Origin of the sequence: Pradoshia sp. (genome assembly GCF_051873915.1) — a bacterium.
Lineage (GTDB): Bacteria > Bacillota > Bacilli > Bacillales > Pradoshiaceae > Pradoshia.
The window spans coordinates 1-16430 of record NZ_JBJEFJ010000031.1; the positions used below are offsets into that span (position 1 = coordinate 1).

Annotated in this window: 19 protein-coding genes and 2 riboswitches; of the genes, 15 read left to right on the plus strand and 4 right to left on the minus strand. The window is 44.5% G+C overall.

The window, feature by feature from the left end; genetic code table 11:
• Positions 1-109: 109 nt before the first annotated feature.
• The gene (locus tag ACI35L_RS03270) at positions 110-811 is read right to left on the minus strand and encodes a helix-turn-helix transcriptional regulator (protein ID WP_049670151.1); all 702 of its coding nucleotides are present in this window, start codon (positions 809-811) and stop codon (positions 110-112) included.
• 219 nt (positions 812-1030) lie between these two features.
• Here ACI35L_RS03270 and comGA point away from each other — a divergent pair, with 219 nt between their 5' ends.
• Genes comGA through ACI35L_RS03315 form a run of 9 tightly spaced genes read left to right on the plus strand, consistent with a single transcriptional unit; the run spans position 1031 to position 5752 of the window.
• Positions 1031-2092, plus strand: a complete 1062-nt coding sequence (gene comGA / locus ACI35L_RS03275; RefSeq protein WP_439802235.1) for a competence type IV pilus ATPase ComGA — start codon at positions 1031-1033, stop codon at positions 2090-2092.
• Positions 2082-3122 carry a competence type IV pilus assembly protein ComGB gene (comGB, locus tag ACI35L_RS03280; protein ID WP_439802236.1) on the plus strand — a complete coding sequence of 347 codons (1041 nt, stop codon included), beginning with the start codon at positions 2082-2084 and terminating at the stop codon, positions 3120-3122. The genes comGA and comGB overlap by 11 nt, the downstream gene beginning before the upstream one ends.
• Positions 3123-3134: 12 nt before the next feature.
• Positions 3135-3455, plus strand: coding sequence for a competence type IV pilus major pilin ComGC (comGC, locus tag ACI35L_RS03285; RefSeq protein ID WP_049670154.1), 321 nt, complete (start codon positions 3135-3137; stop codon positions 3453-3455).
• Between the two features lie 2 nt (positions 3456-3457).
• A complete protein-coding gene (gene comGD, locus ACI35L_RS03290; protein WP_049670155.1) occupies positions 3458-3898 on the plus strand; it encodes a competence type IV pilus minor pilin ComGD in 441 nt (146 codons plus the stop codon).
• 16 nt (positions 3899-3914) lie between these two features.
• Positions 3915-4211: a hypothetical protein gene (locus tag ACI35L_RS03295; protein WP_049670156.1), complete on the plus strand. Its 297-nt coding sequence runs from the start codon at positions 3915-3917 to the stop codon at positions 4209-4211.
• Positions 4189-4638, plus strand: a complete 450-nt coding sequence (gene comGF, locus ACI35L_RS03300) for a competence type IV pilus minor pilin ComGF (RefSeq protein WP_049670157.1) — start codon at positions 4189-4191, stop codon at positions 4636-4638. The genes ACI35L_RS03295 and comGF overlap by 23 nt, the downstream gene beginning before the upstream one ends.
• Positions 4639-4648: 10 nt before the next feature.
• Positions 4649-5008, plus strand: coding sequence for a competence type IV pilus minor pilin ComGG (gene comGG, locus ACI35L_RS03305; protein ID WP_049670158.1), 360 nt, complete (start codon positions 4649-4651; stop codon positions 5006-5008).
• Between the two features lie 12 nt (positions 5009-5020).
• The gene (locus ACI35L_RS03310) at positions 5021-5533 is read left to right on the plus strand and encodes a shikimate kinase (RefSeq protein ID WP_439802237.1); all 513 of its coding nucleotides are present in this window, start codon (positions 5021-5023) and stop codon (positions 5531-5533) included.
• A gap of 42 nt (positions 5534-5575) precedes the next feature.
• Entirely contained in the window at positions 5576-5752 is a 177-nt protein-coding gene (locus tag ACI35L_RS03315; protein WP_082197035.1) for a YqzE family protein, read from the plus strand.
• A gap of 54 nt (positions 5753-5806) precedes the next feature.
• Here the strand turns inward: ACI35L_RS03315 and ACI35L_RS03320 are convergent, their stop codons facing one another.
• Positions 5807-6601, minus strand: coding sequence for a YqhG family protein (locus ACI35L_RS03320; protein ID WP_439802238.1), 795 nt, complete (start codon positions 6599-6601; stop codon positions 5807-5809).
• Positions 6579-8273, minus strand: coding sequence for a DEAD/DEAH box helicase (locus tag ACI35L_RS03325; RefSeq protein WP_439802239.1), 1695 nt, complete (start codon positions 8271-8273; stop codon positions 6579-6581). Before ACI35L_RS03325 ends, ACI35L_RS03320 begins: the two co-directional genes overlap by 23 nt.
• Positions 8274-8452: 179 nt before the next feature.
• Positions 8453-8545: riboswitch (glycine riboswitch) on the plus strand.
• A 3-nt stretch (positions 8546-8548) separates the two neighbouring features.
• Positions 8549-8640: riboswitch (glycine riboswitch) on the plus strand.
• Between the two features lie 82 nt (positions 8641-8722).
• Between ACI35L_RS03325 and gcvT the strand changes: the two genes are divergently transcribed.
• The 5 genes from gcvT (at position 8723) to ACI35L_RS03350 (ending at position 13952) form a co-directional block, all read left to right on the plus strand.
• Positions 8723-9841, plus strand: a complete 1119-nt coding sequence (gene gcvT, locus ACI35L_RS03330) for a glycine cleavage system aminomethyltransferase GcvT (protein ID WP_439802240.1) — start codon at positions 8723-8725, stop codon at positions 9839-9841.
• Positions 9838-11184 (plus strand): aminomethyl-transferring glycine dehydrogenase subunit GcvPA, encoded by a 1347-nt coding sequence (gene gcvPA / locus ACI35L_RS03335; RefSeq protein ID WP_439802241.1) that lies wholly within the window; start codon positions 9838-9840, stop codon positions 11182-11184. The genes gcvT and gcvPA overlap by 4 nt, the downstream gene beginning before the upstream one ends.
• On the plus strand, positions 11177-12634 hold the full coding sequence (gene gcvPB, locus ACI35L_RS03340; protein ID WP_439802242.1) for an aminomethyl-transferring glycine dehydrogenase subunit GcvPB: 1458 nt from the start codon (positions 11177-11179) through the stop codon (positions 12632-12634). Before gcvPA ends, gcvPB begins: the two co-directional genes overlap by 8 nt.
• Positions 12635-12824: 190 nt before the next feature.
• Complete coding sequence (locus ACI35L_RS03345) at positions 12825-13187, plus strand: hypothetical protein (RefSeq protein ID WP_439802243.1); 363 nt, start codon at positions 12825-12827, stop codon at positions 13185-13187.
• A 120-nt stretch (positions 13188-13307) separates the two neighbouring features.
• Positions 13308-13952 carry a LysE family transporter gene (locus ACI35L_RS03350; RefSeq protein WP_439802244.1) on the plus strand — a complete coding sequence of 215 codons (645 nt, stop codon included), beginning with the start codon at positions 13308-13310 and terminating at the stop codon, positions 13950-13952.
• A gap of 19 nt (positions 13953-13971) precedes the next feature.
• Here ACI35L_RS03350 and ACI35L_RS03355 read toward each other — a convergent pair whose 3' ends face one another.
• On the minus strand, positions 13972-14805 hold the full coding sequence (locus ACI35L_RS03355; protein WP_439802245.1) for an MBL fold metallo-hydrolase: 834 nt from the start codon (positions 14803-14805) through the stop codon (positions 13972-13974).
• Positions 14806-15102: 297 nt separating this feature from the next.
• On the opposite strand from ACI35L_RS03355, the gene ACI35L_RS03360 reads away from it, so the two are divergent.
• On the plus strand, positions 15103-16430 hold a 1328-nt coding region (locus tag ACI35L_RS03360; protein ID WP_439802246.1), incomplete at its 3' end, for a BadF/BadG/BcrA/BcrD ATPase family protein.

The window sequence follows — 16430 nt, forward strand, 5'->3', positions numbered from 1 at the left end:
CTGTCCATTTGCTAACCTCCCATCCCCTAATAAAGTCCATCAAATACATTATAAGGATATTGTTAAAGATTGTAAACTATCATAAAATTCTGGGGATGACACAGCGATATTATTGGGTTGTATGAACACGATAGGTGCAGGCAGAGCAGCCGCTGATCATATTGTCTTCAGCATCTAGATTAACAGATTCGAATAATGCATTGAACATGCCCCGTATGAACGCATGATGAGCGCCGCACACAGTTTCCTGGTGATCTGCAGCTAGTTCTTTGAACGGACAGTTAAATACCTTGAACTGAATATCCGTCTGGTCAGGCGGGATAACGAACTCAGGTGAAAAGCCGGCCTTATCGGATACTTCCTTCAAAATGGCGAGCTTATGATCGAATGATAGATTCTGAGGATCCTCATCAATCGTTTTCGCATATTGGAACGCCATGTCTTTGCCGAATTTCTCGCCGGTCTTATAAAGTGCCTCACTTCCTGCATCTCCCATCTCAATCATCGTTTCCAGAGCCATCTTAGCTAATGTTAAATAATCTCGGTTAGGGAAATTTAATTGGATGAGTTCATCGGAGAGCCGGTAAAATCGACGGGGACGCCCGCCTTTTCCTGTTTTTCGTGTATCGGAAACTAACATATGAACATCCTCAAGCTTTGACAGATGCAAGCGTGCTACATTTGGGTGTATATCGAACAGCTCAGCGACCTCTATGACAGATACATCCTTATGCCTTCTTGTAATATATTGATAGATGTAATACCTGGTTGGATCTGATAAGACATTTGTCACTTTCAATGTTTGTTCCATTCTGTCCACCTCGCAGCCTTATTGTTACTTTTATTATAGTACGGAGGTGGTTTGGACATGGTTGGTGTTTTTGGCAATCATGTGACAGAGGAGGCGATGTTGAATTTTGTTCACATCTTCACAATGTTGTTGCAGAAAAAAGATTTAGGAAAAAAGAAGGATTCTTGAAGGGGATGTCTAATTACCTATATACGACATTAGAAGGAGGTGAAAGAATTATTGCTGTCTATTGATCATTTAGCAGATAAGGTTGTGAGTGAGGCGGTTTCCTTTAAGGCATCTGACATTCATATCGTTCCGAGCCGGAAGGAAACGCATCTCTATTACCGTATTCACAATCGCCTGTTTTCAGGAGGAAGCTATCAAAAAGAACGAGCGGATCGGCTGGTTTCTCATTTCAAGTTCATGGCTGGCATGGACATCGGTGAGAAACGCCGGCCACAGTCAGGTGCCTTGACCATGTTTATCGCAAAGAGATGGATTGGGCTCAGACTTTCTACTCTTCCTACTCCTCATGCGGAATCACTCGTCATTCGTATCATCCCCAATCTGCAAACTCTCCCGATTGATGAAATCTCCTTATTTCCAAAAACTTCAGCCACACTCATTTCTATGCTCCGTCATTCTCATGGTCTGCTCTTGATTTGCGGACCGACTGGAAGCGGAAAAACCACCACACTCTATTCCATGCTCCACCATGCCAAAACCGCCATTAACCGAAATATTATTACGCTTGAAGATCCGATTGAGCATCAATCAGAGGATGCCATACAGGTCCAGATTAATGAAAAGGCCGGAATCAGTTATTCTATCGGGTTAAAGGCCGCGCTTCGCCATGACCCGGATATTATTATGATTGGGGAAATCAGGGATGCGGAAACGGCAAAGATAGCTGTGCGGGCAGCTTTGACGGGGCATTTGATTCTTAGTACCATGCATGCAAAGGATGGTATAGGTGCTGTAAGGCGCCTGCTTGAATTTGGCGTTGACCAAGAAGAGGTGAAACAAACACTTCTGGCTGTAACAACACAGCGTCTTTTAGAATTGGATTGTCCTTACTGTGAAGGAGACTGCTCTCCCTATTGCTTAATGACAAGAAATCGTGATCGTGTGAGTGTGCATGAATTGATTTATGGTACAGAGCTTGCGAAAGTCTGGGGATCCATTGAAGGAAGGGAAATAGGTTTTGCTTATAAGGATTTGCCCTCCATTATTGGACGTGCTGTGGCTTACGGATTTGTGAGAGAGAAAGAATTTGAGAGGTGGGTTCATGAAACTTGAGCGAAGCCGCAAATGGAAGGGGCGGGAACAGGCAAGATTCTTGGCGGAACTGGGAGATTTGCTTGAAAATGGTTTTAGTCTTTATGAGGGCATTGAATTTTCTATGCTTCATAGTAAAAAGAACAATCAGGAGGATTTAAAGGATTCCATGAACCTGCTTAAGGAGGGGCGGTCCTTTCGCGATTTCCTCGAATGGCTTTCCTTTGAACAGGAGCTGGTTGGACTTGTGTCTTATGGTGAGCAGAATGGACAGCTGCCATCAACTTTAAAAGAGGCAGGCCGTATTTGGCAGAAGAAATGCGAGGACCGGGCTAAGCTCAAAAATTTATTGATTTATCCAGTGTTTCTCTTTATATTTACCTTTGGCTTGCTTCAACTATTTACAACCTATCTCTTTCCCCGCTTTTCACAAATGTATGAGGATTATGATCTAGGTACGAATCCTTTTATGGAGGCAGCTGGATTCTTATCCAGCCTCGTCCGTTATTCTCCTGTCTTGATCGCTTTGGCTTGTATTCTCCTAACCATTCTTCATCAGTATTATTTAAAGAAGCTTCCTAAATTGAAACAGGAAACTCTCTTTATGAAAACCCCCTTTATTCGACAATACCGACGATTATCGATTACCTATTATTTCTCTATCCAGCTGGGCTCCCTTTTGCAAGGAGGACTGTCTGTATTGGATGCACTCGAATTCATGATGAAGGAGGATCCAAAGCAGCTTGTCAGGGAGATAGCAGCGCAAATGATGGACCAATTAAAGGCAGGAGATGCACTTGAGTTTATTTGCCGGGAGATACCGGTGTTTAAGGAAGACTTTGTGCGAATCGTCAGTCATGGACAGAAAAACGGTCTTCTCGGGGAAGAACTGCTGTATTACAGTCGTTTAGTGTTGAAGGAAATGGAAGGGATGACGGAAAAATCATTAAAAACGATTCAGCCGCTGATGTTTGGGCTAGTGGCTTTGTTGGTCATACTGCTGTACTTGGCAATCTTAATGCCGATGATTTCGCTAATGAATTCCATATAGGAGGGTGTATCAATGAATAAGGGTAAAAAAATGTTAAATGAAAGAGGCTTCACCTTGATTGAAATGATGATTGTGATGCTTGTGATCTCCGTGCTCTTGATTATCACGGTTCCGAGCATTGTCAAGAATCAGGAGGCCGTCAATAAGAAGGGCTGTGAAGCTTATATTAAGATGGTAGAAGGACAGATTCAGTCTTATAAATTAAAAGAAAATAAGACTCCGTCAAAAGCAGAATTAATCAGTGGAGGATATATAAAGGATGGAGGTTCGTGTCCAGGAGGAAATGATATTGTGATTAATGCTGATGGCAGTGTAGAAGAAGCCAAAAGTTAAGAATGATTCGTTCTGAACGTGGATTTACGCTAATAGAAGCCCTTTTTGTGCTGAGCTGTCTGTCTCTTATGCTGGCGGTTGGGAGTGTCGTCGGCTCGAAAATGCTTGAAGTATACGAACGACATGCCTATATCCGCCAAGTGAAGAAAGATTTGTATTATGCCCAAATGTTTGCGATGGAAAAGCGCATAAATGTATCCTTCCGAATTCAAACAAATGACAATAAATACAGTGCTGTGGCCAATGGGTATGGAACGCTGTTTACTTCCTACCAGCCCCGAACCATGAAATTTATAGGAGATGACCCTATCACAATTAGGTACACTTTCCTCGGTCATATTCAAAACCCGACGACAATCTATTTCACCAATGAAGAGAACATCCCCGTCTATAAGCTAATCTTCCAGCTCGGAAGGGGGAGATTTTATTTCACAGAAATATAGAGATCAAGGATTTGCCATGCTGGACGGGCTTTTATCCTTCTCCATTATTCTCTTGGCAGCAGGGTTTCTTTTACCAATTTACACAGGCATGATTATCCAAAAAGCTGATCTCATGCGAGAGGAAGAAGCGATTGGCCGGTTATTTGAAGGCCTACAGGCTTTTCAATACTTGGGGGAACCCCTTATAACAGGAGAGAGAAGAATGAACGGTGACTTGTACACGTTTCATCTCAAAGGGGATGTCTATTGTGTGGATTATGCTGCTTCAGGCAAGAAGGAAAAATCACTATGTGAAAGGATACCAGGGAGATAAGGGCTTTACCTTGCTTGAGGTTCTATTTGCTGTAGGACTTTTCTCTTTGCTAGCCTTATTTATGACCACGGCTCTTTTGTCGCTGAATAAATGGGACGAGGCAGAGGAAAATTCGGTAGAAAGGATGGAATGGACTATTTTTATCAGGCAGCTCGACAGGGAAATTCAACAGGCAAGCGCATGGAATGTACCAAACCCTAGAATTCTTTCTCTGCAAATAGGAGCAGAAAAAATGACATATGAGCCCTATTTGACCATTATCCGCCGGAGAGTTGGAGGAGAGGGACATGAGGTAATTCTGCAAAATGTGAAAGATTATTCATTTCAAATCAAAGGCGATGAACTGCTTGTCAGAGTTCAAAAGCAGAATGGCGGGACATTTGAGAAAAAAATCTATAAACGCTATATCTATGAGCCGTCTTTATGATGAGCAAGGGATGTTCTTGCCAGTCTCCCTCTTATTCTTCACCGTGATATTTGTTATCTGTCTGCTTGCGGCGGGTTCATTTAAGAATGAGGTGAATTACCATGCCCTTCAAATGAATGGACTTCGTTATTCCTTTTTGCTTACCGTTAGTACAAAAGAAGCCATTAGAATCGCTGATTCCGGGCTTTCAAAGGAGACAAATGGCGAATGGCTCTATTATAATGGGAAAATAAAGTATCAGATTATTCCGCAGGGAGAGCGCGTATACCAAATCATTTTAACGATTACGACAGATCAGACAGTGCGCGAAAGCTCGATTATGTACTCAGCGTCAAAGAAAAAGGTTCTGAGCGGAACGGAGAACTTATAAGGAGCAATACGGATGAAGGCAATCTATTTAATTGGATTCATGGGGACAGGTAAGACAACAATCGGAAAAGCATTGGGTGAGCAATTGAAGGTGCAAGTGACAGACTGCGATGACGCCGTCGTTGAAAATGCAGGGAAAAGTATACCCCGTATTTTCGAAGAAGAAGGGGAGCAGGGCTTCAGGGATATGGAACAGCAGACACTTATGCAGCTTCCATCCGATAACCATGTTATCGCGACCGGAGGCGGAGTCGTACTTCGGAGCGAAAATAGGGCACATATGAAGAAAAACGGCATCATCGTATGGCTTGAGGCCAGCACAGATGAAATATTGAAAAGACTGGAATCAGACCAGACAAGACCCCTTCTCGCTGGAGGAAATAAGGCAGAGCGCATTCAAGTGCTGTATGATGCACGCAAGGATTTGTATGAAATGACGGCGGATATTCGGATTGATACAACAGGCAAGCGTCCGGATGAAATTATCGGGGAGATTATGTCACGATTGGCGGAAAGTCATGTATAAATCATTCCTCACCTGGTGAAACTGATAGGTGGGTGATTACACATGAAAACGAATGATTATGTAAAATATTTAACCGTCGAATGGCTGAGCTACATGGATCAGCCAAAGGAAATTCGCAAGGAGCAGAAGAAGAGCCATAAGGGAACAAGGCCTCCATTATTAAGCCATTGGTTTGGCATAATCCCTTTATCAATCGGCATGCTCTTTAAGCGGAATTAGAAAAGCCTCTGCAGCGCAGGGGCTTTTTTCTTTTGCCGCATGCTTCTCTATAAGCTAGATGGCATCCTTTGTTAAATAAAACAATCCACCGTTAATGATTCTAACATGAATGCGCGGCTCATATTGAAGTTTCAGCGCTTCCTTTTCCGCCTCATAGGATTCTCGTTCTTCCTCAAGCTTGTCTTCATAGAAATGATTTAATAAGGCCAAATCCTTGTTCCATCGCTCCATGGCTTCAGCTGCCCAGGAATGATTGTCCTGAGTGACCTTCATTTGCATATGACTTTTCAAGCGGCCAATCCCGCTTTGATAGCGGATGATTGGTGAAAGTGTGAAAGTATAATCCGGTATTTTTGGTGTAAGGTCGACTCTTTGCACCGTGTCATAAAAATCCTCTAGGATTGTTCCGTTGATTAAGTTCAGCCCAATGGAATGAAGCTGATCTTTTTTACGGTCACATTCATAGGAGATGTTAACATTTAGGCAAAGCCAGGGAAATAAGGGGGCTTGTCCGTTTGAAACCTGGATTTTCTCAAAAAGCCGGATATGACGTGAAAGCTTCCTCGATAGCGTGAAGATTTGATGCAGTCTAGGAGAGCCGAAGTGAATGAAGTCCCCCTTCAGCCCTTCCGGCGCCAGCTCCTGGTCAGTAATGAGCGTTAAGCTCATCGGATTTGGAATTCCCCCGGTCTTCTCAAGATAATGCCAGTAAAATGGCCTATTCATGAGCTCTTTATCCATCTCGATTGTCAATTGGACGATGAGATGCCCTGGTCCCTGTTCGGTGATTTCACAATGGTTTGCTTGAAAGAATTCTGTCAGGAATTTATGGATTTCCACTTGCTGCACTTGCAGGTTCCTCCTTTTTCACCCGCTTCGCAAATTCAATCATGGAAGCGAGATTGTCCATCTTGATTTTCATTTCTCCCTCAGTCTTCGACTTGGCAAGAATATCAGTTAAATGCTCTTCAAGATTTTTGACCTCGAGCCTTGTTAAAATATCATCTAGTTCGCCGACGACCCGTTCAAATAATTGAATCTTCTCATAGAGAATCTTCATAATATGCTCCTCCACCGTTTCTTTGACGGAAAAGTTATAAATGCGTACATCTTCAGTCTGGCCGAGGCGATGTATCCTCCCGATTCGCTGTTCAAGCCGCATAGGATTCCATGGCAGGTCGAAATTGATGATGTGATGGCAGAATTGCAGATTGATTCCCTCGCCGCCGGCTTCTGTCGCAATCAGCACCTGTGCCTGCTTTTGGAAGAGCTCTCTCATCCAGTCTTTTTTGCTGCGCTTAAAACCGCCCCGGAAAGGAACAGATGTAATGCCGTTTTGCTTGAGGAACCACTGCAAATACAGCTGAGTAGCACGGTATTCTGTAAAGATAATGACCTTATCATTAATATTCTTGATCAGCTCTAATGCTTTTTCAGCCTTCGAGTTGACATTCACCTCTTCTACCTTGCCAATCAGCTCATGAATCTTCTGCTTATAGGCCTCGCTGGCATCTGGATATTTCTCAAGCATATTGCGAAGCGTAAAGTAGACAGCTTCTCGGCTGCTGCAGGCCTCCCGCTGAAGAATCAGGGAGGAGAAGCCGGTATTCATTTTCTCCGGCAAAGCCTCACGGAAGGAGGCGACTGCATCATAAAGGGCTCTCTCCTTCTCGGAGAATTCAATGAAGACCGACTCTACCTTTCTGCTTGTCCATTCAATCCCTGTTTCCTGGCGTTTATTACGAATCATGACTCGGTTCACTAATTCCTTCAGGTAGGCATCATCCTTCAAGGAACGCTTTTTGGCGGAGAATCGCTCATTGAAGCTCGTATAACTGCCAAGATGGCCTGGCTTCAGCAAGGAAACAAGGTAGAAAATTTCCTCAATCTTGTTTTGGATAGGCGTAGCTGTCAGCAGCAGGCAGAACTTCTTTTGGATTTTTTGAACAAATTCATAGTTTTTGGTTTTATTGTTTTTTAATTTATGAGCTTCATCAATGATGACCAAATCATAGGATTGTTCAAGAATGGCAGACCGGTGTGGCTCCCGTTTGGCTGTATCAATGGAGGTTATGAGAATATCTCCATCCCACCCATAGCCCTTGCGGTAAATGCAGGCTGGAATATGAAATTTTTGATTCAGCTCTGTTCCCCATTGAGAGACCAAGGAAGCAGGAACTAAGATGAGTATTTTTCGTGCAAGTCCTCGAATCATGTACTCTTTTAAAATAAGCCCTGCCTCTATTGTCTTTCCAAGACCGACCTCATCGGCTAAGATGGCTTTTCCGTTCATGCGCTCGATTACTTCTGTTGCTGCTTCGAGCTGGTGGGGGAGAGGAGTGAATCCCGAAAGATGCTTCGGTCCGATTAACCCAGTGAAATCTGGTATTAGATTTTGCTTTTCAGCTTCGATGCTAAGTCGAAAAAGAGAATAGCTTGACCAAGGTCCATCTTCATTGATTCTCTCTTCAAGCTCTGTTTCCCACCCATCTTCAAAATGAATATCTGGAATATTGCTCATGGCTGACCCCGTCTTTCCTTATAGTAAGCTTGGGCAATTCCTCTTCAAGCGGAGGTTTACGTTTGCCACAATGTTCCTCTTGATGATAGGATATAACTATCTTGTTAGATTATTTTGATAATAGTCTAATCCCTTTGCATGATGTTTAGTATGAACCAATTACATAAAAATATGAGCGAATGAAGGCAAGGGGAGAGACCGCAGGCTGCGGCGCCGAAGGAGCAAACGGCTGAGACCGTGAATCTCTCAGGCAAAAGAACACTTGCTGGACGCAACTCTGGAGAGTGCTTTCACTATTTAACTAGATGAGGCCACCAAAGGGGAAACGCAGGATGTATGCGGTAAACTTTCAGGTATCAGGACAGAGACCATTTCCTAAAATTAGGGCTGGTTTCTGTCCTTTTTTCTGTGATTGAAAAGGGATTATACGAATCATTGGGAGGTAGAGGATGGAGAAGTTAAAGCAAACTCCGCTGATCTCAGTATATGGGGAATACGGCGGAAAGACGATTGACTTTGGCGGTTGGGAGCTGCCTGTGCAATTTTCGGGAATCAAGCATGAGCATGAGGCAGTTAGAACGAAGGCGGGCCTTTTTGATGTCTCCCATATGGGTGAATTTACAGTCAAGGGAGCAGGTTCACTGCCGTTTCTTCAAAAAATGGTGACCAATGATGTGAGTAAATTGATAGCAGGTAAAGCGCAGTACACAGCTCTCTGCTATGAGGATGGCGGAACGGTCGATGATTTAATTATTTATAAGAAGGCTGAGGATGACTATCTCCTTGTAGTGAATGCCTCAAATATTGACAAAGATTTTGAATGGCTGACGTCCCATTTGACTGAAGGAGCAGAGCTTGAAAATATTTCTGAACAAATCGCCCTGCTCGCTTTGCAGGGACCGCTTGCAGAAGAGGTTCTGCAGCCCCTTGCTCCAGAGGCAGATTTAACAAGCTTAGGCTTCTTCAGCTTTTATGAGGATGTGAAGGTCGCTGGAATGAACGTGCTGATCTCTAGGACCGGTTATACAGGGGAGGATGGCTTTGAATTGTACTGCCGAAGCGAGGATGCGGCAGGACTTTGGAAGGAACTGCTGAAAGCAGGCGAGCGTATCGGTCTTATACCATGCGGTCTGGGAGCACGCGATACTCTTCGTTTTGAGGCTAAACTGCCGCTTTACGGACAGGAGCTTTCGAAGGATATTACCCCGATAGAAGCAGGAATCGGCTTTGCGGTCAAAGTTGATAAGGGAGACTTTATTGGCCGAGAAACATTAAAAGCACAAAAAGAAAACGGGGCTCCGCGCAAGCTGGTCGGCATCGAGATGATTGACCGGGGAATCCCGCGTCATGGCTATCCGGTAATTGCCGGAGGTGTTCAGATTGGAGAGGTCACGACAGGCACCCAATCCCCTACCTTGAAGAAGAATGTTGGTTTGGCGCTCATTAAAAGTGAATATGCCACACTTGATGGAGAAGTAAAGGTTGAGATTCGCGGCAAGCAATTAAAGGCTAAAGTGGTCAAAACCCCATTTTATAAACGTCCGCAAGCAGGAGGAGTGCAGAAATGAACCACCGTTATTTACCGATGACTACCGAAGATGAGAAAGAAATGCTGCAAACAATTGGTGTTGATTCAATTGACGACCTATTCTCTGATATTCCATCCAATGTCCGTTTCAAAGGGGAGTATGCCATCAAGCCGGCCAAATCAGAGTCAGCCCTATTGAAGGAATTAGCTGAAATGGCGGCAAAAAATGCCGACCTTAAAAGCTATAGCTCCTTCCTTGGTGCAGGAGTGTATGACCATTACATGCCGGTTATTGTTGATCATGTCATTTCCCGTTCTGAGTTTTATACAGCCTACACACCTTATCAGCCGGAGATTTCGCAAGGAGAGCTGCAGGCTATCTTTGAATTCCAGACAATGATTTGCGAATTGACGGGTATGGATGTAGCCAATTCCTCCATGTATGACGGGGGTACGGCGCTTGCTGAGGCAGCCATGCTTGCCGCTGGGTCTACTCGCAGGAAGAAGCTGCTAGTCTCAGAGGCAGTTCATCCTGAATCTCGTGCTGTTCTTGCAACCTATGCAAAGGGACAATATATTGACCTTCAAGTTGTGCCGTGCAAGGATGGCGTGACAGACTTGGAGAAATTAGCTGAACAAATAGACGGAGATACAGCTGGATTTATTGTTCAGTATCCGAATTTCTTCGGTCGCATTGAAAATCTTGCGGAGGTTGAGAAGCTGGTTCATGCTCAAAAGGCGATGATGATTGTCTCAAGCAACCCGTTATCCCTTGGTGTATTAACGCCTCCAGGGAAATTCGGCGCTGATATCGTGATTGGCGATGCCCAGCCATTCGGCATCCCTGCAGCCTTTGGCGGTCCGCATTGCGGATACTTTGCCGTTACCACTAAATTAATGCGGAAGGTGCCGGGCCGTCTTGTCGGTCAAACGGTGGATGAAGAAGGCAAGCGAGGCTTCGTTTTAACCCTTCAAGCACGGGAACAGCATATCAGAAGGGATAAGGCTACCTCTAATATTTGCTCCAACCAAGCCTTAAATGCGCTTGCTGCATCTGTTGCGATGACCGCACTCGGGAAACAAGGCGTGAAGGAGATGGCTGTCCAAAATATCCAGAAGGCTCATTATGCAAAAGAGGCTCTTAAATCAAATGGACTTAAAATAGCCTTTGAGGGACCATCCTTTAATGAGTTTGTCGTGAAGGTAAATGGATCTGTTCAAGAAGTGAATCGTCTGCTCCTTAAGAAAGGAATTATTGGCGGTTATGATCTAGGACGTGATTATCCAGAGCTTGAAGGATGTATGCTTGTTGCCGTAACAGAGCTGCGTACACGGGAAGAAATTGATACATTTGCAAAAGAATTGGGGGATTTCCATGCATAAACAGGATCAGCCTTTAATATTTGAACTTACAAAACCAGGCCGTATTGGCTATTCCCTGCCGGAATTGGATGTCCCAGAGGCAAGCCTCTCAGAATTGCTGCCGAATGAATTCATTCGAGAGGAAGAGCCGAATTTGCCGGAGGTGTCTGAACTTGATATCATGCGTCATTATACGGCTCTTTCCCGCAGAAACCATGGGGTGGATTCCGGATTTTATCCACTCGGCTCCTGCACGATGAAATATAATCCGAAGATTAATGAAAGCGTCGCACGATTCCCGGGATTCGCTCATGTGCATCCCCTGCAGGAGGCTGAAGCCGCACAAGGGGCACTGGAATTAATGTATGACCTCCAGCAGCACTTAAAGGAAATCACGGGTATGGATGAGGTAACTCTTCAGCCTGCGGCAGGCGCCCATGGGGAATGGACAGGGTTAATGATGATTCGTGCATTCCATGAAGCAAATGGTGATTTCGACCGTGTGAAGGTCATTGTCCCAGATTCCGCACATGGAACAAACCCAGCTTCTGCAACGGTGGCCGGTCTGCAGACCATTACCGTGAAATCTGGTGAGGATGGCTTGGTTGACCTTGAGGACTTAAAGAGGGTTGTAGGGCCGGATACTGCGGCATTGATGCTGACAAATCCAAATACACTTGGCTTGTTTGAGGAGCAAATTACGGAAATGGCGGAAATCATCCATGGTGTCGGCGGAAAGCTGTATTATGATGGGGCGAACCTGAATGCCGTCTTGTCAAAGGCACGGCCGGGGGATATGGGCTTTGATGTAGTCCACCTTAACTTGCATAAGACCTTTACTGGACCTCATGGAGGGGGCGGACCTGGCTCTGGACCTGTCGGCGTAAAGAAGGATTTGATTCCATTCCTTCCAAAGCCAATGGTCGTGAAGGAAGAAGAGGGCTATGTGCTCGATTATGACCGTCCGCAATCAATTGGTCGTGTGAAGCCATACTACGGAAACTTTGGGATCAATGTACGTGCTTACACATATATCCGGTCAATGGGGCCGGATGGCTTGAAGGCTGTAACGGAATATGCGGTTTTAAATGCCAACTATATGATGAGAAGACTCGCAGAATACTATGATCTTCCTTATGATAAGCATTGTAAGCATGAGTTCGTGCTTAGCGCGAGAAGACAGAAGAAGCTTGGGGTCCGTGCACTTGATATTGCCAAACGGCTCCTTGATTTCGGCTATCACCCGCCAACGATCTACTTCCCGCTCAATGTTGAGGAATGTATGATGATCGAGCCGACAGAAACGGAATCAAAAGAGACCCTCGACGGTTTTATTGATGCCATGATTCAAATTGCGAAGGAAGCAGAGGAGAACCCTGAAATCGTACAGGAGGCACCGCATACGACAGTCATCAGCCGCCTTGATGAAGCACTTGCTGCCCGTAAACCTGTATTGAGATATCAGGCTTAATGAATTCACTCTATTGAAGCTGTATGCTTTAATGAAATAAAAAAGGGTATCTGATTAAAGCACCGTAATTGAACTGTACCCCAATTGTGAGACATGTCTAACAATTGGGGATGCAGTTTTTTCGTATACCCATTGTATGTGGAGATAGAATATTGGATAATTATTACAATAAATGAAAAGCGGGTGTCCGATGACAAAGAATCATACTCTTATAATGGCTGGAGCAGTTCTCCTTCTTGCCGTCTCTATTTTGGCTTCAGCAATCATCTTATCAAGAAATGGAAGTGTGCAGACAGCTTCTGCAGAGCCATCCAGCGTATCAACCGGCCCTAGTATGGTCATGACAAAGAATGAATTAGCCGAGTATCTATTAATCTCAGAGGAAGAGATAGAGGTCCTCATTAGTCAGCAATCGATGGAGCGGACTTCAGGTGAACACGTTGAAATAGATCAGCATCTTCCTTTTATCCAATTCGGAGATAAGGAATTATTCGTTAAGAGTGAAGTGGATAAATGGCTTATGTTGAATGCAGCTTCATTTAGTTCCTATTGAGATTGGTGTAACCTCCCCAGAAAGGGGAGGTTTTTTCATGCACAAAAATCACGGTATAGTTTCCGGCCTACCTTCATAGATTTGTACAAGCTAAGCCAGAAGATATGGAGTGAAGTTTTTTTGAGCGGACATATTCTATTCAGTTATTTTATTTTGGGAATCACCTTAGCCGCACCGATAGGGCCCGTTAATTCTGCCAGGATAGATAAGGGGATTAAAAATGGCTTTTGGCATGCTTGGTCAGTTGGTGTCGGCTCCATGCTGGCTGATGGACTTTTTATGCTGTTTGTCTACCTTGGATTTGTGCACTTCATCGAGATACCAGTTGTACAGATATTCTTGTGGCTATTCGGCGGATTTGTGTTGATATACTCCGGTGTGGAAGGAATGGTTAAGGCGGGGGCGCTCAGCTTGAGCGGATATCGTCAGAAGGAATCATTGGCAAAATCCTTTGGGATAGGCTTCCTAATGTCCATTACAAGTCCTCTTTCCATCTTATTCTGGATTGGCATCTATGGGTCCGTGTTGGCGAAAACGGCCACAACGACAGGGACAACGGACCTGCTTATTTATTCCTCGATGATCTTCCTTGGATTAACCTGCTGGGATGTATTTGTGGCTATGCTTGCGACTAGTTTTAGGCGCTTTCTTAATGAAAGGAGCTTGAAGACAATCTCCATTGTCTCGGGGCTCTCACTCCTGGGCTTTGGCGGTTATTTTGGCTATCAAGGGTTGATGGCTTTATTGGCTCCATTTCTTAAATGAAGAAAAGGGAGCCATGAAATCATGGTTCCCTCGTTATCCTCTGAGCTTCATTTAAGATGGATGTCACGATATGAATGGAATCCCATTCCCCACCCGATGCGATGGTAATAGGGTACTGCTTCGGAAAGAGCTCCTTCTTAATGGATAAGACATCCATACCCTTATCATGCAGCCGGATGACTTCTTCCTGTATAGCTTCAAGATATTGAAGTTTATCAGACAGCCGTTTTCGGCCTTTTGGCAAGTAGCCGGCATGACTGCAATAAACCTCCTCAAAGTCATAAGCAAGCACCTTTTTGATAGAAGCCATTGTTTGGGTGATATCCTCCTCAGCAATAATGACCTTTGTTCGAGTCAGGACATATAAATCACCGCTGAACAATGCCTTACGGTCATGATTGTAAAAGGAGACATGATCCTTCGTATGACCGGGTGTATGAATCGTTTCCCATGACTCACTTTTAGAAGAAAATAAGGGTGGGAGCGGTTTAGCCTCAAAGGATTCCGTCTCTCCCCAGGCAAGCTTGCGATATTCGGGGTAATCAAAGGGCTTGCTGCACGACGCAGATGTGGATTCATGTATGTAGATGGGAACATGTAAATGATCTTGAATCCATTTAGCCCCGCCTGCATGGTCTTCGTGATAATGAGTTAAAACGACCCAATCGATTGGTTTCTTCGTAAAGAAAGGGATGTAATCGTTCAGTAAGAAAGGTGAACCTGTATCGATTAAAAGTCCATCCACGTAAAAGCTGTATACACTCATCTTAGTCCCGGGGAGCGAGACGACACCATAAGCACAATCCACTCCGGCGTGGCTGCTCTCTCTTAAGCTTGTTTCCACCTTAAACATCTCTAGCTCCTCCTTTAAAACAGCTTATTTTCAATGATTATCCATAGCATAACATAAAAAATGGAAAAAAATATCAACAAATGAATAGGTATTCATTATTTGTTGGGGGATCTTTTCCTTGTTTGATTGAATTGAGTATTTTGACTATTATATATATTATATTAATATAATTATTTTAAGGACAAAATGAATATGGAAACTGAACAGCCTTCACTCCTATCCTTATATCCCAGCCATCCTATCATTTTCTCCAATACAACGATATCTTGATTTTCAGAAAGGGGATTTTATGTTTCTATGCGTGTGCATATTGGGTTAGATATTGGTTCAACCACTGCAAAATTAATGATCTTGGATGAAGATAAACAAATACTGTACAAAAATTATCTGCGCCACTTCTCTAATGTGAAGGCAGCAGTCGTGAAAATGCTCCAGGAGGGCTTGCGCAGCTATCCTTCAGCAGAAGCAACAATTCATATAAGCGGGTCTGGCGGAATGTCCATGGCAAAGCGTCTAGACATTCCGTTTGTTCAGGAGGTCATCGCCTGTACAGAGGCCGTCGAGTTTCATATCCCATCAACGGACGTTGTCATTGAGCTCGGAGGAGAGGATGCAAAGGTCATCTACTTCCAGGGTGGTATAGAGCAGCGAATGAATGCGGCATGTGCAGGAGGGACCGGGGCATTTATCGATCAAATCTCCAGTCTAATGCAGACTGACGCGGGAGGGTTGAATGAGCTGGCCAAGGGACATGAGAAGATTTATCCGATTGCCTCCCGCTGCGGTGTATTTGCTAAGACAGATGTGCAGCCGTTATTAAATGAAGGGGTACGGAAAGAGGATATCGCAGCATCAGTGTTTCAAAGTGTTGTAAACCAAACGGTATCAGGCCTTGCCTGCGGCCGTCCGATTCGTGGGAGTGTGGCATTCTTAGGGGGGCCGCTGACCTATCTGTCTGAATTGAGACAACGGTTTATTGAGACATTAAAGCTCTCAGATGAGGATGTGGTATTCCCGGAGGACAGTCAATATTTTGTTGCTTTGGGTGCAGCAATGTGCGGTATGCAGTCACCTTCTTATCTTCTGATTGATTTGGTGAAGAAGTTCAATGATTACAACCCTTCTATCTATGAAAGTGATATCGCAGCACTTCCAAGGTTATTCCAGGATGAACAGGAGCTTGAAGATTTCAGGGAGCGTCATGGACGCAATGAAGTAAGGAGGGGAGATTTGGCTTCCTATTGCGGAGGAGCTTATTTAGGGATTGACGCTGGCTCGACGACGACAAAAATTGTGCTAGTTGGGGAGGAGCTGGAACTGCTTTACACATTCTATGCGAGCAATAAGGGGAATCCTCTCCAATCAGTTATCGATGGGCTGAAAGATTTATATAAGATCATTCCAAAGGACGTCTCCATTATATCGTCGGCCGTTACCGGCTATGGGGAGGGCTTGGTGAAGGCTGCCTTAAATATTGATTTCGGGGAAATCGAAACAGTAGCCCACTATAAGGCTGCGGCAAGATTCTTGCCTGAGGTTGATTTCATCCTCGATATTGGCGGCCAGGACATGAAGTGTATCAAAATCAAAAATGGGGCGATTGACCATCTCATGCTGAATGAGGC